This window comes from Danxiaibacter flavus (genome assembly GCF_041060425.1).
Classification (GTDB): domain Bacteria; phylum Bacteroidota; class Bacteroidia; order Chitinophagales; family Chitinophagaceae; genus Danxiaibacter; species Danxiaibacter flavus.
Map to the genome: position 1 here is coordinate 19,921 of NZ_JAULBC010000011.1, position 23,693 is coordinate 43,613.

The following is a 23,693-nucleotide window of genomic DNA, read 5'->3' on the forward strand; positions in this document are numbered from 1 at the left end:
ACTTACAATAAGTACCTAAATCATAAGCATGAAATACGCTGACAAAGTTGTATTGATCGCAGCAATAAACACGATCCTGGTGGCTGCTATACCTTACTTCGCTGTATTTTTTAAGCTGAGCGACGATGCCAAAACACGAACGGAGCAACTTGTCTATCTTTCTGCAATTGTAGTTATTTCTGTTCTTACACTTTTTATAAGTAGAAAAGCTACCAGGAACAAGGCCAGAATTGAAGGCTTTGCCTGGGGATACTTCTATAATTTTATTTATGAATTGTCGGAATTAATTATTGAAGAGGATGCAAATATTCAATTGGGATCAAAAAGATTAAAGACTGCTGCATCAGAAAAAAAGGAAGTTAGTGAAGTTGATTTACAACTGGAGTATTCAACGGAGCAAATTAGAATGCTGATCATCGTCCCAAGAGACTTATACGCGGATTACAGGCTTGCGGAATTGATCTCTAATATTTTTGAAGATGTAATTATTACACCATCAAAAAACACTGTTTTTCCCATCAGGAAGAAAGTAATGAAAGGGTTGGAGATAAATAAAGGGGGAAGGAAGTCTCTGTTATTGATTGACACGCCACCCACAACAATGCGCGCCATGAAATTGTATCAGGAAAGCTGTTGCAATGTAAATCATAATGATGCATTTGACGACCTGGACAAAAAATCCAAAACGCAGTTTCAAAAGGTTGTGAATGATTGCCGGAATTTTGCACCCATCTTTAAAGAAGCCTTGGAATATATAATTTCCTCATTGTCGGCAGGAATGAAAAAGCAACCTTATAAAGAATTGATCAACATGATTACCATTGATCAATTAATCCGGAACATCATTAATGAAGATGAATATAGAGTTCTGAAACTCATTGGCGACAATATCGGTGAAAAGAATAAGAATGAAAAGCAAAAAGTAATTGAAAAGATAAACAGCCGGAAGCAACATTTAATTGACAGAATAGAAGAAGTTGCAATCGTCCCGCTATAGAATGCCATTAACAATTAGTTACACGGAGGGCACCGAGAAGACACGGAGCTACACAGAGAAAGCTTTTCAAACTTATGCGCCTTAGCGCTTTCCTTTATTTCTTCGTGCCGTGGTTAAACTCTTCGTGTTTCTCCCTGTCGCGCTGCCTCCGTGGTTCAAAACTAACCCAGTGCTTGTTGCAAATCATTTATAATATCTTCCACACATTCAAGTCCCACACTCATCCGGATAAGCCCATCTGTAATTCCAGCCTTCTCCCGATCGGCTTTGCTCACACCACTATGAGACATAGAAGCAGGGTGGGATAGAAGCGTATCCACCGTTCCCAGAGAAACTGCCCGTGTACACAGTTGCAGCCGGTTGATAAAATTAATCGCCGCAGTCATGCCTCCATCCAGTTCAAATGAAAGCACAGCGCCGGGGCGGCGCATTTGCTTCTGCGTGATGGCGTAGCCCGGATGAGAAGAAAGGCCATTGTAATGTACTTTCTCCACTTTGGGATGATCCGCTAAAAAAGCGGCTACCTTTTCCGCATTTTCGCAGTGCTTTTCCATTCGCAAAGGCAGTGTTTTTGCGCCGTTCATCACCAGGAAAGCATCAAATGCGCTGGGGCAAGCCCCTAACAACTTATAAGCCTGGTAAGCCTGTTGTTTCATCCAGTTTGCATCTTTACCAATCAGCACACCACCAATGGCGTTTCCATGCCCATTCAGGAATTTTGTGGTTGAATGAAAAACAAAATCAGCCCCAAACCGGAACGGTTGCTGCAGATAAGGAGTGGCGAAAGTATTGTCCACGCTCACTTTAATTCCATGTTCCGCAGCAATGGCACAAACAACTTCCAGGTCAATACATGAAAGCAAAGGATTGGCCGGCGTTTCAAGATGGATGAGCTTAACATTCTTTGTCGTTGCAATAAGTTGTTTCAGCTTATCTGCATCATCAAAATCCGTAGCTATAGCATTAATGCCGAAGTTGGGTAAAAACTGAAAAATCATTTCAAACGTGCCGCCATAAACTGATGAGTGGGAGAGAACCGTGTCTCCGGGGCGAAGCACAGACAACAGTAGTGTAGCCAATGCGCCTTGTCCGCTAGCATGTAAACGGGCATGTAACTGAAGTGGTTTTCCTTTTTCATCAGACAGGCCAAATCCTTCCATCCCGGCCAGCATCTCTTCTGCGGCGCTTAATGTTGGGTTGCCAAAGCGCGAGTAGACAAACCCCGGTTCTTCTCCTGAAAACCGCGCCGTGCCCTGTTCTGCACTTTCGAAAGTAAATGTGGAAGTCGCAAAAATAGGCATCAGGTGTGCATATTCGGGATGACTGTGTCCGTCTCCGTGTAAAGCAAAAGATTGCATTGAATCTGGCGAAGAATATTTTTCCATAGCTATAGTAGTTGCTCGTTTTGAAAATGCCCGTATTGTTTTTGCATAAACCCGTGTCCGTTATGCGGGCTATGAAGTTCGTCTTTTGTTCCTTACGATAGCATATTACGCCGGAGATAATTGTTTTGATCTCAAGTTGACCATCGTCCTGTTCAGGTAAGGAAATAGCGCGATCAATAGTATTGTCGTCAATAGCAACCAGCACATACGTTCGTAATAGTCCATCGCAAAATGGAGATGCGTTTGTGTATTAATTGCATTGATCATCAGCTTTGGTGTTCCGGTGTATGCTTCTGTCTTTAGCAAACCACGCGCCGCTAAACGTCCGGCGCCCATTGCCAGTTGCTTTTTGACTGGAATGTCTGCTGATGTAAGATTCTCCTGGAAAGTATTGTAATGTTTACTCCTGCCATACAATTCGTAATAATTGATCAGCGCTATACTCAGGCAGAAGCCGACATACCGCATGATCAGCAGGAAGGCTGATGCTGACGAGCCAAGCACTACCGATACAGACGATATGCTAAACACAATAATCGGAACGAGCAACATTCCAACGCCAAGGCCCTGTAAAAAAAGTGGCAGAAAAAATACGTCAGGGTTAGCTTCAGGGTTGAAAAGAAAAAGCATAATAAAATGAAATACAAACAACAATGCAAAGCCCGGCAACCAGATCAGCCTGATCTTCTTTTTCTGCAGGATTAAACAACATGAAAGAATTACGCCTGCTATAAGCCCGGCTATATTGAATGTATTAATGTATGAAACGTGCATCGGGTCAAACTTCAATGCAATTGTAAAAAAGTTGTTGGTAATGCCCGATGCAAAACGGCATATATACAGTATCAGCAACAACAACAAGCCTACCTTGAAGTTGCGGCTACTGAATACACGCAGGTCTGTATAAGGACGTTTCATGCTGCGCTGACGAAGGATAAAAACAAGGAGCATAAATGCGCAGGCAATACAAACAGATAAAATCCGCCGGTCGGTAAGCCAGTAATACTCCTGTCCGTAAATCATGCAATAACCAAAAGCCACCAGCAACAGGCTCAGCAACACGAAGCTTTGCCAATCCAGTTTGTATAATGGGAAGCGCACATTTAAACGGATATTGTTCATTGCTGTAAGTACCAGCAAAAGCCCGGGCAGGTAAGAAAATACCGTGCATTTATAAACGATATTAAAGTTGAACGAGTCGATAACATCAGCCGTTATGAGGTTATTGAACGGCATTGCCAGCAGCAACATGCAAAAAAATACAGAAAAACTTACCTCGCGTGCGCGCTCACTCTTCAATCTTGTAAACATCAACGCCAGGGAAAGATTCACTGTGCTGGCGAACAGCATACCTTGTATAAACCGTAGTGGAAAAAACACATAGAGCTGGCTGGTAAAATAACAGGCTGTTGACAGCAAGATCTGCAACACGGTAAAAATGACAAAGTATTCCTTTGTAGCCAGGTAGCTGAAGAACCGCCGTTCCAGGGCGTAAAAGCCTGCATAACCTGCATAGAAGAGTGCCACCGCAAATTGAATATCGGCAGGCTCTCCGCCATAATGACCCGCGGCCGCATTTATGTTAGCCAGTGGCAGAAAGAAAAGCACCATGCTTGGAAGAATAGTACTAAACAGTACAATTTTAACAAGCCAGTCAGGCACCCAGCTTTTAAAAATCGGAAATGAACTACTCACGGTGATCTTTTTTGGGGATGGATACATTCACATTCATGCCTGCTCTGAGTAAAGCCAGCTCTCCATTCGGACCATCAACCTTTATACGCACAGGAATACGCTGAACGATCTTTACGTAGTTGCCGGTTGAATTGTCCGGAGGCAACAATGAAAAACTGGATCCTGTTGCGGGAGAAAAAGAAATGATTGTTCCGCTAAATGTTTTACCTGGAAAGGCATCCGCGGTAAAGAAAGCTGTGTCGCCCAGGTGCATGTTTGCCACCTGTGTTTCTTTATAATTTGCAACAACCCATTTATCTGTTTCTTCATTCACAATATAGGCCAGCACCTGCCCGGCATCTATCATTTGCCCTTTTTCCACTGTTCTCCGTCCAATGCGGCCATTATATGGTGCGCGGATAACAGTATAGCTTACATCCAATTCCTGCCTTGCCAGGAGCGATTTAAGCCGTTTGATTTCCGCAGCCAGTACGGCTTTTTCCATAACAGCGTCCTGCACTCTCGAAGAGGATGCCTGGAAGTTACTTTCACTTGCATCATAATCGGCTTTTGAAACTTCAAGTCCTGCCTTTTCATGTTCCAGCTGTTGCTGCGTAGCCGAATTAGCCTGGTACAGTTTTGAATAACGGTTGTAATCAAGCTCTTTCTGCCAAAGCTTTGATTTGTCTGCAGCAGATGCATAACGTGCTGCGGTTGCCGATTTGTCCAGTGTATGTATGTTGCTTTCAAGCGCAGCAAGCTGGGCCTCGGTTTTTTGTATGGCAGCAATGGTTTGATCAGCCTGCGTAACATATTCCCGGTTGTCAATTAATAAAAGTGTATCACCTTTTTTCACGTCCTGGTTCTCTTCATATTTCACGGCGACGATAAAACCGCCGGCACGGGAAATAACCGGGTTTACATACTGCTGCACCTGTGCATCATTTGTCTGTTCATTTACATAATATTCATGCAATGTCCACACGCCCCACGCGGCCAGCGCTATCACGGTAAACACCGCTATCCATCCTGTAATAATGGTGATTGTTTTGTCTGTTATGGTGTACTTCTTTTTCATAGCTCTGTTAATATGCCCATGCTGTTTTCCAGTTGATAATATTTGTTTTTAGCTGTCACTGCCGCTGCTACTTTATCAAATTTTGCCTGCAACAGTTGCAGTTCTGCATCAAGCAATTCGGTAATAAGCACGGTTTGGCTGAAATAACTGTTGCGGACAATCCGTGCGTTTTCTTCAGCCCGCGCAACATTCACTTCTGTTACATCCAAACGCTGTACAGCTTCTTTATAACGCAGGTAACCTTCCTTCACATCTGTGCGCAAACGGTCCTCCGTATCTCTGTGTTTTTCTTCTTCCTTTTCCAGCTCTATTTTGGCCTTGCTGACCTTGTTGATGTTGTGATAAAATGCAGAGAGCGGAAGACTTGCCTTTACACCTGCAATGCCCAGCGAGTACCAATAAGGATTGTAGGGATATAGAAAGATCTGCGGATTGGCGTAGTAAAATTCGCCGTACATATTTAATCTGACGCTGGTGTTTGCTTTTACTTTCTTCAGATTGAGTTCGCTCAACGTTGTTTCTTTTGCCGAAATAAGCAGCGGGAAAGCATGTTGCGCAGCCTGTGCAAGGCAATCTTCGTACACCGGTATGGAAGGCATTTCATAAAGATTGTCCGATGCAGGTTTTAGCGGGTAATCGTCCGGCAAACCGATCAGGATATTCATCCTTTGCGAAAGCAGTGTGATATCATTGTTGATCTCCAGTAACAGTTGTTCCTGCCGTGAAACTTCCAGCTCAACACGCAGTACATCATTCTTCAATTTGATACCATGCGTAAAAAAATCATTTATTTCCCTGAGTTGTTCTTTTCGCTCAGCAATGGCATCCTGAACGAGTTTGCGATATTCAAAACTTTTCTGCAACTCAAGATATAACGCAGCAACATCTTTGTAAGCAGTAGAGATGCTCTCATCTTCCTGTATATCTGCAATATCTTTCTCAACGCCGGCAGAGGCAATAGAAAGATTCAATTTATTACCGTTATAAATATTGAGATTAAAATCTGTACCTAACCTGTAAAGCGTGTGAATCACTTCGTGTTGAGATGGAGGCTTCAGCAGGCCTTTGTCATATACAGGTATATTGGTTGCTTTCTCTAAGCTTCCGGCAATACCAACTTCCGGAAAGCGTTCCATCTTCAGATCTTTTACTTCGCTCGAGGCGATCATTGTGTTGTGTCGCCTGATCCTGATTGTTCTGCTTGCTGTATCCGCTCTGTGCCAGGCATCCGTGAGCGTTAAGCGGAGGGTGTCATTCGTAGTTACCTGGGCATTGATCGCGGTGCCTTTACTTGCAGCCAGCAATGTAATCAATAGTGCCCTTCTGAAAGGTTGCATGTATATTCTGTACTTGTTTTACGCCACAAAATTATCAAGGATGCATAAAAGTAATTTTACCTAAATAGACAATTATTTATTTAAACCAGCCAATCTTTAATATCTTCGCTTTTGAAGGAAAGTATCATTGAATTGTAAGTTACAACAAGCAAAGTATGAGCCTTATCGCATCTTTACCGGACATAAATAAAAAGCCGGCATCGGTTTTTGTGATGCATGAAAAGTCGGAAAAGCTCATCCCATCACACGTGCACAGCAAGGGGCAATTGAGTTATGTGGAAGGAGGAATAGCCTATATAACTGCAGAAGAGAGGACATATGTAGTGCCCGCCAGGCATTATTTCTGGATCCCTGCCGGACTTGAACATACGTTGCGGATCGGGTTGTTTGCAACTGTTCTTCGTTCATTGTATTTCTATACACATAATGATAACGAATCCCCATTTTACAGGCAGTTGGGTATTTATCCGGCGAGTGAATTGCTGATTCAAATGATCAATTATACAGAAAGATGGGATGGGAGACATGTTACTACACAGGACAATAATTTTGAATTTCTCATTGCACTGAAGAAACTGCTTCCCGAATTAAACAATGAGGCATTGCCTATTGTGCTTCCGGTTACGGATGATGAGATGATGAATAAGATCACTCGTTACCTCGACAGGCACAAATCAGAAACGCTTTCTTTAGCGAGCGTCAGCAAGAAATTTAACATGAGTGAACGTTCGTTATCCCGGTTTTTTCAAACTAAGTTAAAGATCTCATTTCTTCAATATTTGAAAACGCTTCGCATGATCAAGGCGATAGAAATGATCATCAAAACCAATAAATCCATCGAAGAAATTTCTTATGATACCGGCTATAAGAACCCTGGATCGTTTAGTAATGCTTTCTTTGAGTTTACGCATGCCAGGCCAACGGATTTTAGAAAACGATAGTTGGTGAGGATTGTCTTCTTAGCATGAATTATGGTTACACAGAGAAACAGCAGGAGAAGACACAGAGAGCACAGAGGTTGTTGATTGCGTCGCCGCCTCTTTGCGTTCGCCGCGTGAAACAGCATTTTCAATTGTCAACTGTCAATTTTCAATTCTCATATTTATTGCAAGAAACAGTTAACATGTCCGTTGCGTCGCTGCATCTTTTGCGTTCGCCGCGTGAAACCCATTTTCAATTGTCAACTGTCAATTTTCAATTCTCAGTGAAACATTTTTATTTATTAGTTGACATGTCCGTTGCGTCGCCGCCTCTTTGCGTTCGCCGCGTGAAACAGCATTTTCAATTGTCAACTGTCAATTTTCAATTAACCCTTATCAGTCGCTCCTTCGTCACTTCCGCCCACGAATTGCATCCGGCCAGTCCCAGCGTTAGATCTGTATCTGCAAGTAAATTGCCTACGACCTCTTTCACACCCTGCTCTCCGGCAAGGGCCAGTCCGTAAGCATAGGGGCGGGCAATCAAAACCGCTTTCGCGCCCAATGCCATCGCTTTAAATACATCGGCTCCACGGCGGATGCCACTGTCAAACAAAATAGTTGTTTTATCGCCAACAGCCGTTGCTATGCTGTCAAGCGTATCCAATGAAGCCACGGCGCCATCCAGTTGCCTGCCACCGTGATTAGACACAATAATCCCGTCGGCACCATGATCAATCGCTTTTTTTGCATCATCAGGATGCTGGATTCCTTTTAAGATAATTGGAAGCCTGGTGCTATCCCGGATGACAGCAAGATCTTCCCATGTAGACCCGGCATTGGAAAAGCAATGTGCAAAATGCATCATCGTTTTCATTTTGTCCTTCGCCGGATCGCCAACAGCTTTCAAAAAAACGGGATCTGAAAAATAATTGCCCAAACCTTCACCAAACAAAAAAGGTAAGTATGCATTTTGTATGTCGCGTTCGCGCCATGCAAATATTCTTGTATCCAGTGTTACTACAATTGCGCCATAACCCGCCTTCTCCGCGCGGTTGATAACACTTCGGGTAAAGTCGTTATCGCTTCCCCAATAAAGTTGGAACCAATGCGGATGATCGCCATGTGCCTCCGCTATTTCCTCAATCGTTTTAGAAGATACAGTACTCACTACCTGCGGTACGTGCAACGTCCTGGCTGCACGGGCCACTGCTATTTCCGCTTCGGGATGCGCTATTGATAAAACGCCGACAGGACCAAGCAAAACGGGAGAGGGCAACTTTGTTCCAAACAATTCAACATCCATGCTTCGCCCTGTTACATCGCCAAGCATGCGAGGTATGATCTGCCACTTGTTGAAAGCTGCAATGTTATTCTGCATGGTCGTTTCGGCGCCAGCGCCGCCGGCAATGTAGGCAAAGGCTTCCGGCTTCATTACTCCACGGGCCTTTTGTTCCAGTGCTTCGTACGCTACGGGAAGTTGTGGCTTTATTTGCTGCATGCCCGCAAAATAAATTTGCAACTGGTATTGCATACCGTGGGATAACTGAGTTGCTGTTGTTGAATTCATGGGTGTAGTGTTTATGGCTAACGAATCTCATGTGTGAAGGGAATACGGGATAAAAGTCGTAATTTTTTTTTCGAAGTGCAATATTGTTTTGCAAATTGGATGTAAATTTTTGATGGCAGTTTTGTGTAGTCGTCAGGTTTTCTTGATTAAAAAAGGAAGCAATTTTTTTAAAAAATGCCAACCATAGAATCGCTTATAATGACTTAGCCGGAGAAGGTTAACCGGATAACGCTTTTATGCCCGGCTTTCGTATAGATACCACGGCATTTCTTTTTTGTTGTTAACATACCTCAAAGTATTTATACTTTCGATCTTTCCATTTTAGTTCTTTGTACCGCTTGGTTCCCTTTGTGGCTTTGTGGTTCAAAAACAACGAAACCTGTTTTTCAAAGGCAATTGCAATAACGGATGAGACAATAAATAAACTCAGCTCCAAATAATTTGCAAACAAGAAAACAAAAGAAAAATATGAGTACTTGCATACTTGGCTTCCGGGAAATAGATAAAACAAAGCTTTCACTGGTGGGAGGCAAAGCCGCCAACCTGGCTGAACTAACCAGGATTGATGGCATTCACGTTCCCGAAGGCTTTTGTATTACTACAGAAGTGTATAAAGAAATTGTTGGCAATAGCGAGGAATTTAATTCACTGCTGGATCAATTGAACAACCTGCAAGCAAATGATAGAAAAGGCATTGGCGCAATATGCGAAATGCTCCGTGCAACCATTGAAAGTTTGTCCATTCCTAAGAATGTATCTAACGGCATAGAAGACTACGTCACGAAGCTTGGTGAACAAACAGCCTTTGCCGTGCGATCCAGCGCAACTGCAGAAGATCTGCCGGCAGCGTCTTTTGCAGGGCAGCAGGATACATATTTGAACGTTATTGGTAAGGATGCAATCCTACGCCATATCGGTAAATGTTTTGCATCGCTGTATACAGACAGGGCGGTAATCTACCGTATGCAAAACGGGTTTGATCATAGAAAGGTTAGTTTAAGTGTTGTAATCCAGAAAATGATTTTTGCAGACACTGCAGGCATTATGTTTACTGCAGATCCGGTCACATCGAACCGGAAGATACTGTCCATTGATGCCAGCTTTGGACTTGGTGAAGCGCTGGTTTCAGGATGGGTGAATGCGGATGTTTATAAAGTAGCGGAGAGCAACATCATAGACAAGAAAATAGCTGCGAAGGAACTGGCCGTTTATGCTTTGAATGGTGGAGGCACACAAAAACAACAAATTAACCGGGAACAGCAGAATTTGCAGGCACTGACGGATGCGCAAATATTGCAGCTTGAGCTTGTGGGAAGAAAAATTGAAAAACATTTCGGCCATCCTCAGGACATTGAATGGTGCCTGGTAGGTCAAACAATTTATATTGTCCAGAGCCGGCCAATCACCACTTTATACCCAATCCCCACGCGAAAGATGCAGGATGGTTCTGAAGCAAATGATCAGGAAAAGCATGTTTTTATTTCTGTCGGTCACAATCAAATGATGACCGATGCGATGAAGCCATTGGGATTGTCTTTATTTCAACAGACTGCAGGTCCTATGTATATAGCCGGCGGAAGACTGTTTGCTGATGTTGCACAACACCTGGCTTCAGCTGCAGGAAGGAAAATGATATTGAATGCTGTCAGTAAGTCCGATTTGCTGATAAAAGATGCGCTTATAACCATAATAGAGCGGAACTTTATTCAATCAGTACCGGATGACAATAAAGTAGAGCCAACTGGTCAAAATAATGAAAGTAAATCGCTTCCGGATTATCAAACACTAAAAGATTACGATCCGGTAATTGTTGCTGATCTGATCAACCGTAGCCAGGCATCTATCAACGAATTAAAACGGAACATCCAGGGTAAGTCGGGAACTGATCTGATCGATTTTATTTTAGAAGACACTCAGAAACTAAAAGGTGGATTGTCCGATCCCCAAAGTTTTGGCGTAATTATGACGGCAATGAATGCTTCCTTATGGCTCAATGAGAAAATGCTTGACTGGTTAGGTGAAAAAAATGCAGCCTATACGCTTTCTCAATCTGCGCCCAATAATATAACTGCGGAAATGGGACTGGCCTTAATGGATGTTGCAGATGTGATTCGCCCATATCCTGAAGTAATTAGTTATTTGCAACAGGTAAAAGACGATCGCTTCTTAAATAATTTGACCAGGTTAAAAGGTGGAAAAGAAAGCAGAGATGCCATTAGTACTTTTCTTGAGAAATACGGGATGCGGTGTGCGGGAGAAATTGACATTACAAAAGACCGTTGGAGCGAAAAACCAACGGCACTTATCCCTGTTATTCTCGGTAATATCAGGAACTTTGAGGCGGGTGCCAGCAGGCAAAAATTTGAACTGGGCCGGGAACAGGCTTTGAAAAAAGAACAGGAGTTGTTGGATCGATTGAAGCAATTGCCTGATGGTGAGCAAAAAGCCACGGAGACAAAGCGAATGATCGGCCTTGTGCGAAACCTGATTGGCTATCGTGAATATCCCAAATACAGTATTGTTAGTCGCTACTTTATCTATAAGCAGGCGTTGCTGGAAGAAGCTGAAGGACTGGTAGAAGCCGGTATTATCCTTGAAAAGAAAGATATCTATTATCTCAGTTTTGAAGAGCTTCGCGAAACAATGCTTACAAATAAACTGGATTACTCGGTCATTAGTAAACGGAAAGATGCGTACGACTTATACAGAAAATTAACTCCTCCACGCGTAATCACGTCTGATGGGGAGATCATCACAGGTGCTCATAAAAAAGAAAATATTCCGGCTGATGCGATGGCCGGTCTGCCGGTATCTTCCGGGCTTGTAGAAGGACGGGCACGCGTCATCTTAAATATGGAAGATGCTGATCTGGAAGAGGGAGATATATTGGTCACTTCGTTTACTGATCCCAGCTGGACACCATTGTTTGTATCCATAAAAGGGCTCGTTACTGAAGTTGGCGGATTAATGACACACGGTGCAGTCATAGCACGTGAGTATGGCCTGCCTGCAGTTGTTGGTGTGGAAAATGCTACCAGGCTGATTAAAGATGGGCAAAGAATTCGGGTGAATGGGACGGATGGGTATGTGGAAATGATATAAAGCTTAAAGCCGAAAGCCTAAAGCTGACCGAAGCGAAGTTTTTTAAACCATATAAGGCATATAAGAGCACATAAGAATTTTGCCTGCGATAATAATTGCACTTAAATGACTTTACATTTACTTAACCAGCTCGAATCTTCACCATTGACCATTGACTATTCACTAGTTGTATAGAAGGCATATAAGAGCACATAAGAATTTTACCTGCGATAATAATTGCACTTAAATGACTTTACATTTACTTAGCCAGCTCGAACCTTCACCTTCACCATTGACCATTGACTATTCACTGGTTGTATAGAAGAAATATAAGAGCAAATAAGAGCTTTGCCGGGGATAATTATTGCACTTAAACGACGATATATTTACTTAACCAGCTCGGGCCTTCACCATTGACCATTGACTATTCACTAGTTGTATAAGAGAAATATAAGAACAAATAAGAGCTTTTTCCCGGGATGATAATAGCACTTAAACGACGATATATTTAATTAACCAACCCGGGCCTTCACCACTGACCATTGACTATTCACTAGTTGTATATAAATGAATCAGCTATCTTAGTAAGAGATTTTAAATCATCCCCTTTAACGAAATTGAATGTCATGCGGAAAATACTAGCTATCGTCCCGGTGATTGCTTGCATACAAAGCTTAGCCCAGGATTCGACTAAAATTGAACAGTACTGCGAATTGCAGGCTCGAAACAGGTTTATGAGTAATAAGGTTACGATTGATATTGATTATGGGCAGGAGAAAAAATTCTGGGCAGATACAAGGCTTAAAGATGATGATGGAAAACCGGTTAAGTTCAATACTGTCATAGATGCGCTCAATTATCTGGGCAAGCTGCAATGGAAATTGGTTAATGCGTTTTCAGATTCAAGCGAAAATGGGGTAGTGGTTTACCGCTATATATTCAGGAAAGAATTTGCAAACGTTGCAAGCCGCCAATAGCCACAGCGTGGATTTAATATGGTTTGGCTAAACAGTGCCTCATCCATTTTGAGAGATGTCTTTGTCGGGTCAATGGTAAACTGCATAATATTAACGGGAGGAAAGCCTTCATGCATTGCCATCTGCTTCAGCTTAATGTCATTCGGGTAAGGATGCATTGCCGGTATTGCTCCATAGGAGCAGCCTGTTTGTAGAAAGAAAAAAATGGATCGCCCAGGCTCCGTTAGGAGCTACCGGTCACGCTTTACAGGAGGCTCCGATGGAGCCCCATGATAATTTGATGAAATCCTGATTTTCTACAAACAGGAAGCTCCGCTGGAGCTTTAAATGTCCTTTACTAAATGACATTAGCCTAAAGCTGACTGAAGCGAAATTTTTTTAACCATTTAAGAAAATAAGAACAAATAAGAGCTTTGCCGGGGATAATTATAGCACTTAAACGACGATATATTTACTTAACCAGCCCGGACCTTCACCATTGACTATTCACTGGTTGTATAGAGGAGAATCAGCTATCTTAATGCGGTTTATTTGCTAATATTATATTGTTGGCAACCTTGTTGCTGTATGTTTTTCTGCAGAACAAGGCTTGTCGAAAGATTAAAAATGGTTCCAGGTGGAAGGCATAAGGTGTGAGGTATAAAGTGTAAGGTATAAGGTGTAAGGTATAAAGCGTGAGGTATAGAGGCGGGAGTTGTATTCCTGATACCTGATACCTGATACCTGACACCTGAAACCTGACACCCGACACCCGACACCTCCAAAATATTTATTCAGCCGGCACTACGCTCTCGCCATCAGCCCATAGCTGATAGCTGATAGCTGAAAGCTGAAAGCTAATTACTATGGACAAAACACAAATCAACCTCGACATAATATTACCCGAAGTGCCTGATGAACGGGATGCATGTGTTGAACGTATCATCGGTATGTTGCAAGGTAAAAAGGGAATTGACAAGGTGCACGTCATACCTGCAAAAGAAGGCGTTCAGGCTAAGCTATGTTTTCATTACAACCCCGAAACGATTTCAGTAAACGAAGTTGAAAGGTTAGCAAAGCAAGCCGGCGCAGAACTCACGGAACGTTACGGCCATCTGTTGGTGGAAACTGCTGGCATCCGGCATGCGCGACATGCCAGGAGTATTGAAGAAAGGCTTGGTGCAGAAGCCGGGGTATTGAATGTATCTGTTGCTGGTACGGGCTTTATACAGGCAGAATATGACAAGTCGGTTTTGTCTGAAGATGCATTTCTCAGACTGATTAAAAAAAACGGCCTGTCAGTTAAGCACGTGGAAAATTTTCATGCGCATGCGGTGCATGAAGGTCATGTACATGAGAAACATGCACATGCACATGACGGGCATAAACATGAGGAGGGTGGTCATGAACATACCCATGGTGGCATATTTGGGGTGAAAACCGAACTGGTGTTCAGTATCATTTCGGGCGCTTTGCTGGGTATAGGTTTTAGTCTTTCTTTTATCACGAATACGGTGTATATCCCTATCGCTTTTTACGCTGGTGCTTATTTTTTTGGCGGATTTTATACATCCAAAGAAGCCTTTGAGAGCATTGCCAAAGGAAGGTTTGAAATTGATTTTCTAATGCTGGTTGCTGCTATCGGTGCGGCCTGTCTTGGCCAATGGGCCGAGGGGGCATTGCTGTTATTTCTGTTTAGCCTGGGACACTCGCTGGAACATTATGCAATGGAAAAGGCAAGAAAATCCATTGCCGAACTGGCTGGGCTGTCACCAAAATCTGCATTGCTTAAAAAGGGAGAGGAGATAACGGAAGTTGACATTGAAACGTTACAACCGGGAGATGTTATCGTTGTAAAACCCAATTCCAAAATACCTGCCGATGGTGTGGTAGTGAAAGGCAGCAGCAGTGTAAACCAGGCGCCAATAACCGGTGAAAGTATTCCTGTAGAGAAAGTAGCAATGAAGGACAGCAGCTTCGATATTACAAAAACAGACAGGATTGAAGCCCAATACCGCGTATTTGCAGGTTCTGTTAATGGCAGTGGCAACCTGGAAATAAAAGTGAGTAAACTCGCGGCGGATTCAACTATTGCAAGGCTGATAAAACTGGTGAATGAGGCACAGACACAAAAATCTCCTACGCAGAATTTTACCGACAAGCTGGAAAAATATTATGTTCCGGCAGTGCTCATACTTGTGGGACTCTTACTTTTTGCATTCCTTGTCATTAATGAAACATTCAGCCAAAGCTTTTATCGCGCCATGGCTGTGCTGGTAGCCGCAAGCCCGTGCGCTCTGGCTATTGCTACTCCAAGTGCGGTGCTTAGCGGAGTAGCAAGAGCAGCAAGGAGCGGAGTATTGATCAAAGGAGGCAAGCCTTTGGAAGAATTGGGTGCGCTGACTGCTATCGCATTTGACAAGACAGGTACACTTACGGAGGGCAAACCAAAGCTTACAGGTGTATACCCACTAAACGGAGTATCCGAGGAAGAGTTATTAATGATGGTAGTAGCAGTTGAGCAACTAAGCGACCATCCGCTTGCTGCGGCAATTGTAAAAGGTGGCACTGAAAAATTGCAGAAGGATGTTCCTGCGGCAAATGATCTAAAGGCTGTTACTGGCAGGGGCGTTATTGCAGAATACCGGGGAAAACAAGTGCAGATCGGCAATAAAGAAATGCTGGCCGAAAAAAACGGTTCATTACCGCAGGAGACTAAACAAAGAGTGGAGGAGTTGGAAAAACAAGGTAATACAACCATGCTGGTGGAACAGAACGGTAAAATTGCAGGGATCATCGCATTGCGGGACGTAGCGAGAGCGGAAGCAAAAGAAACACTTGTAAAGCTAAAGGCGGAAGGGATTCGCAAAATGATCATGCTTACAGGTGACAATCAGCAGGTGGCTGAAGCCGTTGCAAAAGAAACAGGCATTACAGAAGCCTGGGGCGATCTTTTACCCGAACAAAAGGTGGCGGCTATTGAAAAATTAAAGGGGAGCGAAAAACTTGTGGCAATGGTTGGGGATGGCGTAAACGATGCGCCTGCAATGGCAAAAAGTAATGTGGGCATTGCAATGGGGGCAGCAGGTTCAGACGTGGCACTCGAAACCGCAGATATAGCGTTGATGGCCGACCGGCTGGATAACCTGCCGTTTACGATCGGCCTGAGTAGAAAAGCCCATGCAATTATTCGTCAAAACCTGGTGATTAGTCTGGGCATGGTGGGCATTCTGATACCACTTACCATTTTGGGTATCGCGCACATTGGTCCGGCCGTAATTGGTCATGAGGGTTCTACAGTAGTGGTAGTATTTAACGCACTGCGATTATTAGCGTATAAAAGGTAACAATTGCCAACGCAATGTTGTGCCGGTAACAGATTTGCATGTAAGCATCCTCTATGTGGGTAAAATACAGTCACGCAGAGACACACGGAGAATACACAGAGCTCCATAGAGAAGGGCTTCAGATCTCACTATTGAGAACGCTTAACTAAACGACCTTGAATTGCCAATGTTATGAAATACCTGACCCGCACAATCTGGATATTGTCTTTCATCAGCCTGCTTACTGATACGGCAAGTGAAATGCTGTACCCCATTATGCCTATTTATCTAAAAAGTATTGGCTTTTCCGTTTTGCTGATTGGCATTTTGGAAGGAATTGCGGAAGCTACTGCAGGATTGAGTAAGGGATATTTTGGAGCATTATCTGATCGTACAGGCAGGCGCGTACCATTTGTTCAGTTAGGCTATGCGTTAAGTGCCATATCCAAACCAATGATGGCTGCATTTATTTATCCATTGTGGGTGTTTCTGTCACGCACTATTGATCGCTTAGGTAAAGGCATCCGTACAGGCGCGCGCGATGCCTTGCTGTCAGATGAAGCTACTCCGGCAACAAAAGGACGGGTTTTCGGATTTCATCGTTCTATGGACACAGTGGGGGCTGTGGCTGGCCCTTCTTTTGCGTTAGTATACCTGCTTTATTTTCCAGGTAACTACAGGATGTTGTTTTTAATCGCTTTTATTCCCGGATTGTTAGCGATTGTATTATCGGCCATACTAAAAGACAAGCATACAGCTGTTAAAGAAAATGCGACCGGATTATCTTTTTTTTCTTTTTTACATTATTGGAAGCAGAGCCCTTCTGCATACAGAAGGTTGGTTGTGGGATTACTGGTATTTACGCTATGCAATAGTTCGGATGTTTTTTTATTGTTGAAGATAAAACAGGCTGGCCTGAACGATACTTCAACAATAGGTGTCTATATCTTTTACAATATCATTTATGCGCTTGCTGCTCTTCCGCTTGGTATAGCCGCCGATAAAATTGGATTGAAGAAAATGTTTGTTACAGGACTGGTGCTTTTTGTTGCTGTCTACACGGGGATGGCCTTCTCTCATAACCTGTATTTCTTTTACCTTTTATTCTTTCTTTACGGTTTATACGCTGCGGCCACCGAAGGTGTGTCCAAAGCCTGGATCACAAATATAACAAAGCAATCAGACACTGCCACCGCTATTGGAACGTATACAGGTTTTCAAAGTATCTGCACAATGCTTTCCAGTATGCTTACCGGTTGGATCTGGTTGAAATTCGGTGCAACGCCGGCGTTTTTATCAACAGCTATCATCGCGTTAGCGGTAGTAATTTATTTCATGTTGATGATAGAGGAAGATCGGAAGACCGTAAGATCGTAAGACAGTAAGATAGTAAGATAGTAAGACCGTAAGACCGTAAGATCGTAAGATAGTAAGATAAGACCTTTTCTGGCGTGAAAACAAATACCTGATACCTGATACCTCACACCTATTCCTTTCACACCAGTGTCTTTTTCATCATGATATCTGTCTGCTCATCATCACCCAATTTGAATATATGTTCATCAAATTCAATGAAGCCATTCTTTTTATAAAAGTTAATGGCTTTTAGATTTTCTTCCCAAACACCTAGCCATACGTAACGAACATTTTTTTGCTTTGCAACCTCGATAGCTTTTTCATACAGTAATTGTCCAACCTTTTTACCCTGGTATGCCTGTAATACGTAGATCCGTTCAATTTCAACTGCGTTGTTATCTCGCAATTCTGTTTGAGATGCCCCAAAATTTAATTTAAGATAACCAATAGCATTGTTGTTATCTAAAGCAAAATAAAATGCAGAATGTTCGTTGCTTAATTCTCCGGTCAGTCTTTCGACGGAAAGTCCTTCCTCTAAATATTTCGCCATATTCTCTTGTGTATTGTGCCCGGAGAATGTTTCAGAGAATGTTTTGCGACTGATTTCCTGAAGTTCGTTAACATCGTCTACCGATACTCTTCTGATTTTTATTTCTTTCATTTTCAAATGTTGTCGATACGAAATTCGTGTATTATGTGTTGTTAATCGGATATTTCATTCATAATTTGCATGTGTCGATGGAAAATTTCTTTCTTACCGTCTTACTAAAACGAATCAACTAAAAATGCTTAAAAGGGTAATCTTTTGTCTGATCTTCCTGTTGATTGCGAGGTTGCTCATTGCCCAAAAATATCCATTGCCGGTGATTGACATGCACCTTCATGCCTATGGTGCCAAGGACCAGGGACCTGAATCTATTCATATAGGCGCACCATTCAGGGACTTAGGACTGAACGATCCGAAAGACGATTTCCGGAAAACTTTTACGAACGCATTAAAGACAAATGCCTGGGCCGATCATTATCTTACTTCACCATCGACCGATGACTCAATGAGGCTATTGACAATTGCAGCACTCAAACAATACAATGTTTATGCAGTAACCAGCGGTGAAAAGGATAGAGTACTGGATTGGAAAAAGGTTGAGCCCAACCGCATTATTCCTGCTCTCGACTGGGATTTCGGATTGGCTGCTAAAGAAGGGCTAACGCCTGATTCGCTGGAAAGGATTTTTAAATCGGGAGCATTCAAAGTGTTTGGTGAAATTACTATTCAGTACGAAGGAATTTCACCCGGCGATTCAGCTTTTGAGCCCTATTTAGCGATGGCCGAGCGACTGGATATTCCGGTCGGTATTCATGTTGGACCCGGCCCTCCCGGCGCGCCTTATATTAGCTCTCCTAAATACAGGGCAAGGCTTCACAGTCCCTTCGGATTGGAAGAAGCTTTACTCCGTCACCCAAAACTAAGGGTGTATGCTATGCATGCTGGCTGGCCAATGCTGGATGATATGCTGGCAATGCTGTACACGCATCCGCAGCTTTATGTGGACCTGGCTGCTATTTGTTTTATGATCCCCCAAAAAGAGTTTTATTTCTACCTTGAGCGTTTGGTAAATGCAGGATTTGGCAAACGGATTATGTTTGGTTCCGACAATATGGTATGGCCGGGCGCCATTGCAGTGGGAATAGATGCGATTAATAAAGCGCCTTTTCTCAATGCTACTCAAAAGCGGGATATCCTGTTTAACAATGCGGCGGGATTTTTACGACTTACTGAAGAGGAAATAAAATCTATGCAATAGCAGTTACCTGCATTTTTGATTCCTTTAACCGTTCGATTTCTTTGTCAGGTATTATCAGTTTTTCAACTTCGGTCTATCTCATTCTTCCGGAAAATCTTCCATTTGTTTTAAAAACTGTTTGGATTGTTTGCCACCATTATTTACGGCCCATGTAGCCATTGCATGCAAAACAGGCCTTAATGCTTTTCCTTTTTTAGAAAGCTCATAGGTTACATAAGGCGGTACAACAGGTTTGGATTTTCTTGAAATAAGGCCGTCGGATTCCAATTGCTTTAAATGCTGTATCAATACTTTTTCTGTAATAGCCGGAATAGATTTTTTTAACTCACTGTATCGCTTTGTTCCTGTTAACAGATTGAACAAAATTATGGGCTTCCAGTATCCGCCAATTCTTTCCATTACAAAGGTTACAGGGCAAGCTGCGAAAGCGTTGCTCTTGTTTTCCTGTATCACCGAAGTTTGTTTAATCGCTGTCATATGTATACATACTATAGGGTAAGTACTTGTACAAAAGTAAGTGCGACTTTAGTTTTGTGGAACAAATCTAAAATAAATAAAATGAAAGTAACAGTAACAGGTTCTTTGGGAAATATCAGCCGGATTCTCATTGAAAAACTGGTGTCAGGCGGACATGAGGTGAATGTAATCACTTCTAATGCAGAAAGAGCAAAGGAAATAGTGCAATTACAAGCAATTCCATTGGTCGGCTCAATCGAAGACTACAGGTTTGTAAAGAATGCATTTGCCGGAAGTGATGCGGTTTATTTAATGATTCCACCGAATTTCCAAACCGCAGATTTAAAACAGTACATCAAGACTGTTGGTGAGCAATATGCCAATGCGCTAAAAGAAACCGGTGTTAAGTATGCGGTTAATTTAAGCAGCATAGGCGCTCATCTTGAAAATGGATCAGGCCCAACAGGTTCAAATTATTATGTGGAGCAAAAGTTAAACGAATTGGAAGATTTGAATGTATTGCATTTGCGCCCGGGCATGTTCCTGACAAATTTTTATGGTGCAATCCCCATGATTAAGCACCAGGGTATGTTGGGCAACAATTTCCCAGGATCAGTTAATTTGCCGCTTACGCATCCGAAAGATATTGCTGAAGTAGCTTTTAATGCATTAAACGGTCTGTCTTTTTATGGAAAGCAAATTCAGTACATTGTCAGTGATGAGAAAAATGGCTTTGAAATTACGCAGACATTAGGTAATGCGGTCGGTAAATCGGGTATTAGCTGGGTCGAGTTTTCGGATGATCAGCTTTTGGGCGCTTTAATGCAAAATGGTCTTTCAGAGCAAATGGCAAAAGTTTACATGGTTGAAATTGGTGCAGCATTAAGAGATGGGAGCTTTGTTGAAGATTATAATGAAAAAAAGTCGCAATCTGTTGGCGGTACTACTTTGCAGGATTTTTCGGTGGAATTCGCCATAGCTTATCAATACAGCAATTAAAATGTCGATTATTTACGAGCTTTTGAAAGTGTTTGTACGCCGGCGGAATCGCGCAAATATGCTCATGTATTCTGCGGTAATTGTTACCGGAAGGGGTGATGTTTCATCTCTTCCGGTAAATCAGCATTTATATTATTGTGGTATTATACATGTTGCCGCCACTTTAGTTTTTGGCGTCGGATTTCATTTGAGATAGCGGTCAATATTTTATCCGATTCATTGTCCCGGATCCATTCAAAATGATCGTTTGCCGTTAAATACCTTATGGAAGCACCATTTGCAAAGTGTTTATCTGTCTCAGCTACATCTTCTATCCTGAAATTATATTGCTTGAAGTCTTTTGTGGGACTTGCACTTACATTAAATGCTAATTGTTTCTTGTCGGTCTGCACTTTAATCGAAAAAAAAGCTCTCATGTGATAAATAAAAACGCAATATTACAAACTTAGCATCATACAATGTTCAAGACGCAGATTTTTTAAAAAAAGAAGGCTAGCGTAGACAGGCTGCCCCCAGGTAATATTAAAACGTTGACATTGAAATGTTGATAATAGCTATATTGTACAGGTGATATGCCCCACTGTGCTTCAATACTTGTTTCAATTATATTTTTCAGGTACTGCAATAGCTGAAAAACCTTTACTAAAAAGCCTTTTTGTTAATTGTTCCCTGGGCCAATAAGACATTTTGATTCAGAGAGACTTAATTGTTTAGAAGAAGCATCAGGTTCATATATACTAAACAAGATCAAAAAATAAGCAAATGACCGCAAAAGACTGTCTTTGCGTTTTGAATGCCAATTTCAGTTTGAAACCCCGAAATTGACAACAACCGTAGTTTATTGTAACCCTTCACTAAATATACTTTGAGTAATCGTTCTTTTTTTATACTTTATAAAATGCATTGTTTAATGCTTGCCCCAGGTCATGTGAGTGAGATGGCGGAGCATCGGATAACTATGACTCACAAAAAATAGCCATCATTCAGAACTTGTATTTGCGAAACCTGTATCGCAAATTTTAATATAGCTGCAATTGCAATATAGCGCTGTAAATAAGCTAACAAGAAAAATTTTCGCAAGGCTTCAAGGATATGAAATCCTGTATTTATTAGTTGTGTATAAACACAACGTGGTTACATTTTGGAACCATGATTATTTGTACTTTTTTTCCTTAGCGAATGCGTTTAGTTTAAAAAAAGAAAAGACATGAAGTTTATTTTTATCACAATCCAGCTATTAATTTTTGTAACCGCTGGTGCTCAAAAATATGATGCTGAGCTATCAGCCATCGTAAAAGGAACCATACCCGGGATCATTGAAATACGTCACAAAATCCATCAACACCCGGAGCTCTCGAACTGTGAGTTTAAAACGTCCGGATTGGTGGCAGATTATCTTCAGTCGCTTGGCATAGAAATTACAACGGGCGTTGCCCGTACCGGTGTAGTGGGAATAATGAAGGGAACAAAACCCGGTAAAACAATTGCACTGCGGGCAGACATGGATGCGCTTCCGGTGACTGAGCAGACAAATTATTCTTTCAAGTCAACAGACACAGCAGTATACAACGGTAAAAATACTGGTGTAATGCATGCTTGTGGACATGATATTCACACCAGTGTGATGCTGGGCGTTGCAAAAGTTCTGACTTCTATGAAAGACAAAATTTCCGGAACAGTCCTCTTTATTTTCCAACCTGCTGAAGAAAATCTGCCGGCAGGTGAAGAAGCGGGCGCTAAGTTGATGCTTAAAGAAGGTCTTTTTGATAAATTTCACCCGGATGCGATTTTTGGCATACACTCCAATCCTGCATTACAGGTTGGCCAAATTGGGTACTCCCTCGGTGCCGCCAATGCCTCCAGCAGCACCTTTACTTTTACCATTATCGGAAAGTCGGCGCATGCAGCATCGCCTGAACTTTCGGTTGATCCAGTCGTTGTTTCCGCACAAGTAGTGTTGGCTTTGCAAACCATTCGATCCAGAAACTTTGAACCTTTTGAACCCAGCGTAATTACCGTTGCACAAATTCACGGTGGTATCCGGGATAACATCATCCCATCAGAGGTTGTATTAAGTGGTACCGTTAGGCTGCTGAATCCACGCTTGCAGGACGAAGTACAAAAACGATTCCGTGAGATCCTGGAAGGAACAACACGTGCCGCCGGCGGATCCTACAGGTTTGATTACCGGAGAGGCGCTCCGGTTAACATGAACGACAGCGCACTTCAATTAAAAATGCTTCCAACCATGGAGCGCATTGCAGGCAAGCGAAATGTTCAGGCAATTCACCCGTGGATGGCGGCCGATGATTACGCTTATTTTGCAGAGCGGTGCCCCAGCTTTTTTTTCAGCCTGGGAACAACCAGACCCGGCACTATTTCCGGTGGCCTTCACACCGGGACTTTCATGGGAGATGATGATTCGATCGAAGTTGGAATAAAAACAGTATCGGCTCTTGTTATTGATTTCTTATCTGGTCTTTGAGTAAGGGGTAACAGCGTGATCCATCAAAATGTAGTTCTCGGATAAGTGTCTATAGACAACAGTAGTTTTTAAAAATGGGGACTACCAAAACCGCACACTATTGTATCAAAAGCGTGCACTTCAATTGCTTCGATTGGTACAATTAATTAACAGTCAATAAATAGTAAACTGGCATTTCAATGGTACTTATTAAACTTCATACAGCTGTTTATTTTTAAAAATTATTTGAAGCTGCATTCAGAAGTTAGGTGCAACAGGAATTAGACTAAGT

Annotated in this window: 17 protein-coding genes; 9 read left to right on the top strand and 8 right to left on the bottom strand. The window is 42.4% G+C overall.

Annotated elements, in window-relative coordinates:
- Positions 1-28: 28 nt before the first annotated feature.
- Positions 29-997 carry an STING domain-containing protein gene (locus QTN47_RS25340; RefSeq protein ID WP_369332249.1) on the top strand — a complete coding sequence of 323 codons (969 nt, stop codon included), beginning with the start codon at positions 29-31 and terminating at the stop codon, positions 995-997.
- 161 nt (positions 998-1,158) lie between these two features.
- Here the strand turns inward: QTN47_RS25340 and QTN47_RS25345 are convergent, their stop codons facing one another.
- The 4 genes from QTN47_RS25345 to QTN47_RS25360 all read right to left on the bottom strand — a co-directional run bounded on the left by QTN47_RS25345 (position 1,159) and on the right by QTN47_RS25360 (position 6,471).
- Positions 1,159-2,382 carry a trans-sulfuration enzyme family protein gene (locus tag QTN47_RS25345; RefSeq protein WP_369332250.1) on the bottom strand — a complete coding sequence of 408 codons (1,224 nt, stop codon included), beginning with the start codon at positions 2,380-2,382 and terminating at the stop codon, positions 1,159-1,161.
- 105 nt (positions 2,383-2,487) lie between these two features.
- Positions 2,488-4,077 carry an efflux MFS transporter permease gene (locus tag QTN47_RS25350; protein ID WP_369332251.1) on the bottom strand — a complete coding sequence of 530 codons (1,590 nt, stop codon included), beginning with the start codon at positions 4,075-4,077 and terminating at the stop codon, positions 2,488-2,490.
- Positions 4,070-5,134, bottom strand: a complete 1,065-nt coding sequence (locus tag QTN47_RS25355; protein ID WP_369332252.1) for an HlyD family secretion protein — start codon at positions 5,132-5,134, stop codon at positions 4,070-4,072. Before QTN47_RS25355 ends, QTN47_RS25350 begins: the two co-directional genes overlap by 8 nt.
- Positions 5,131-6,471 (bottom strand): TolC family protein, encoded by a 1,341-nt coding sequence (locus QTN47_RS25360; protein ID WP_369332253.1) that lies wholly within the window; start codon positions 6,469-6,471, stop codon positions 5,131-5,133. Before QTN47_RS25360 ends, QTN47_RS25355 begins: the two co-directional genes overlap by 4 nt.
- A 155-nt stretch (positions 6,472-6,626) precedes the next feature.
- Between QTN47_RS25360 and QTN47_RS25365 the strand changes: the two genes are divergently transcribed.
- Positions 6,627-7,412 (top strand): AraC family transcriptional regulator, encoded by a 786-nt coding sequence (locus QTN47_RS25365; protein WP_369332254.1) that lies wholly within the window; start codon positions 6,627-6,629, stop codon positions 7,410-7,412.
- Between the two features lie 361 nt (positions 7,413-7,773).
- On the opposite strand, the gene QTN47_RS25370 is transcribed toward QTN47_RS25365, so the two are convergent.
- Positions 7,774-8,958, bottom strand: coding sequence for a lactate 2-monooxygenase (locus tag QTN47_RS25370; protein ID WP_369332255.1), 1,185 nt, complete (start codon positions 8,956-8,958; stop codon positions 7,774-7,776).
- Positions 8,959-9,426: 468 nt separating this feature from the next.
- Here QTN47_RS25370 and ppsA point away from each other — a divergent pair, with 468 nt between their 5' ends.
- From ppsA to QTN47_RS25390, 4 genes are all read left to right on the top strand, one after another.
- Complete coding sequence (gene ppsA / locus QTN47_RS25375; RefSeq protein ID WP_369332256.1) at positions 9,427-12,060, top strand: phosphoenolpyruvate synthase; 2,634 nt, start codon at positions 9,427-9,429, stop codon at positions 12,058-12,060.
- Between the two features lie 605 nt (positions 12,061-12,665).
- Positions 12,666-13,016, top strand: a complete 351-nt coding sequence (locus QTN47_RS25380) for a hypothetical protein (protein ID WP_369332257.1) — start codon at positions 12,666-12,668, stop codon at positions 13,014-13,016.
- A gap of 845 nt (positions 13,017-13,861) precedes the next feature.
- Positions 13,862-16,342 carry a heavy metal translocating P-type ATPase gene (locus QTN47_RS25385; RefSeq protein WP_369332258.1) on the top strand — a complete coding sequence of 827 codons (2,481 nt, stop codon included), beginning with the start codon at positions 13,862-13,864 and terminating at the stop codon, positions 16,340-16,342.
- 171 nt (positions 16,343-16,513) lie between these two features.
- Positions 16,514-17,698: an MFS transporter gene (locus tag QTN47_RS25390; protein WP_369332259.1), complete on the top strand. Its 1,185-nt coding sequence runs from the start codon at positions 16,514-16,516 to the stop codon at positions 17,696-17,698.
- Positions 17,699-17,816: 118 nt separating this feature from the next.
- On the opposite strand, the gene QTN47_RS25395 is transcribed toward QTN47_RS25390, so the two are convergent.
- Positions 17,817-18,338 (bottom strand): GNAT family N-acetyltransferase, encoded by a 522-nt coding sequence (locus tag QTN47_RS25395; RefSeq protein ID WP_369332260.1) that lies wholly within the window; start codon positions 18,336-18,338, stop codon positions 17,817-17,819.
- A 124-nt stretch (positions 18,339-18,462) separates the two neighbouring features.
- On the opposite strand from QTN47_RS25395, the gene QTN47_RS25400 reads away from it, so the two are divergent.
- Positions 18,463-19,482, top strand: a complete 1,020-nt coding sequence (locus QTN47_RS25400) for an amidohydrolase family protein (RefSeq protein WP_369332261.1) — start codon at positions 18,463-18,465, stop codon at positions 19,480-19,482.
- A 78-nt stretch (positions 19,483-19,560) separates the two neighbouring features.
- On the opposite strand, the gene QTN47_RS25405 is transcribed toward QTN47_RS25400, so the two are convergent.
- Positions 19,561-19,959: a winged helix-turn-helix transcriptional regulator gene (locus QTN47_RS25405; protein WP_369332262.1), complete on the bottom strand. Its 399-nt coding sequence runs from the start codon at positions 19,957-19,959 to the stop codon at positions 19,561-19,563.
- An 81-nt stretch (positions 19,960-20,040) separates the two neighbouring features.
- On the opposite strand from QTN47_RS25405, the gene QTN47_RS25410 reads away from it, so the two are divergent.
- Positions 20,041-20,937, top strand: a complete 897-nt coding sequence (locus tag QTN47_RS25410; protein ID WP_369332263.1) for an NmrA family NAD(P)-binding protein — start codon at positions 20,041-20,043, stop codon at positions 20,935-20,937.
- Between the two features lie 143 nt (positions 20,938-21,080).
- Here QTN47_RS25410 and QTN47_RS25415 read toward each other — a convergent pair whose 3' ends face one another.
- Positions 21,081-21,353 (bottom strand): hypothetical protein, encoded by a 273-nt coding sequence (locus QTN47_RS25415; RefSeq protein WP_369332264.1) that lies wholly within the window; start codon positions 21,351-21,353, stop codon positions 21,081-21,083.
- Positions 21,354-22,144: 791 nt separating this feature from the next.
- On the opposite strand from QTN47_RS25415, the gene QTN47_RS25420 reads away from it, so the two are divergent.
- On the top strand, positions 22,145-23,422 hold the full coding sequence (locus QTN47_RS25420; RefSeq protein WP_369332265.1) for a M20 metallopeptidase family protein: 1,278 nt from the start codon (positions 22,145-22,147) through the stop codon (positions 23,420-23,422).
- Positions 23,423-23,693: the final 271 nt, after the last annotated feature.

What these genes read in the sequence shown, in the direction of transcription:
- QTN47_RS25340 (WP_369332249.1), top strand. Translation starts at nt 29, where the DNA reads ATGAAATACGCTGACAAAGTTGTATTGATCGCAGCAATAAACACGATC.
- QTN47_RS25345 (WP_369332250.1), bottom strand. Translation starts at nt 2,382, where the DNA reads ATGGAAAAATATTCTTCGCCAGATTCAATGCAATCTTTTGCTTTACAC.
- QTN47_RS25355 (WP_369332252.1), bottom strand. Translation starts at nt 5,134, where the DNA reads ATGAAAAAGAAGTACACCATAACAGACAAAACAATCACCATTATTACA.
- QTN47_RS25360 (WP_369332253.1), bottom strand. Translation starts at nt 6,471, where the DNA reads ATGCAACCTTTCAGAAGGGCACTATTGATTACATTGCTGGCTGCAAGT.
- QTN47_RS25365 (WP_369332254.1), top strand. Translation starts at nt 6,627, where the DNA reads ATGAGCCTTATCGCATCTTTACCGGACATAAATAAAAAGCCGGCATCG.
- QTN47_RS25370 (WP_369332255.1), bottom strand. Translation starts at nt 8,958, where the DNA reads ATGAATTCAACAACAGCAACTCAGTTATCCCACGGTATGCAATACCAG.
- ppsA (WP_369332256.1), top strand. Translation starts at nt 9,427, where the DNA reads ATGAGTACTTGCATACTTGGCTTCCGGGAAATAGATAAAACAAAGCTT.
- QTN47_RS25380 (WP_369332257.1), top strand. Translation starts at nt 12,666, where the DNA reads ATGCGGAAAATACTAGCTATCGTCCCGGTGATTGCTTGCATACAAAGC.
- QTN47_RS25385 (WP_369332258.1), top strand. Translation starts at nt 13,862, where the DNA reads ATGGACAAAACACAAATCAACCTCGACATAATATTACCCGAAGTGCCT.
- QTN47_RS25390 (WP_369332259.1), top strand. Translation starts at nt 16,514, where the DNA reads ATGAAATACCTGACCCGCACAATCTGGATATTGTCTTTCATCAGCCTG.
- QTN47_RS25395 (WP_369332260.1), bottom strand. Translation starts at nt 18,338, where the DNA reads ATGAAAGAAATAAAAATCAGAAGAGTATCGGTAGACGATGTTAACGAA.
- QTN47_RS25400 (WP_369332261.1), top strand. Translation starts at nt 18,463, where the DNA reads ATGCTTAAAAGGGTAATCTTTTGTCTGATCTTCCTGTTGATTGCGAGG.
- QTN47_RS25405 (WP_369332262.1), bottom strand. Translation starts at nt 19,959, where the DNA reads ATGACAGCGATTAAACAAACTTCGGTGATACAGGAAAACAAGAGCAAC.
- QTN47_RS25410 (WP_369332263.1), top strand. Translation starts at nt 20,041, where the DNA reads ATGAAAGTAACAGTAACAGGTTCTTTGGGAAATATCAGCCGGATTCTC.
- QTN47_RS25415 (WP_369332264.1), bottom strand. Translation starts at nt 21,353, where the DNA reads ATGAGAGCTTTTTTTTCGATTAAAGTGCAGACCGACAAGAAACAATTA.
- QTN47_RS25420 (WP_369332265.1), top strand. Translation starts at nt 22,145, where the DNA reads ATGAAGTTTATTTTTATCACAATCCAGCTATTAATTTTTGTAACCGCT.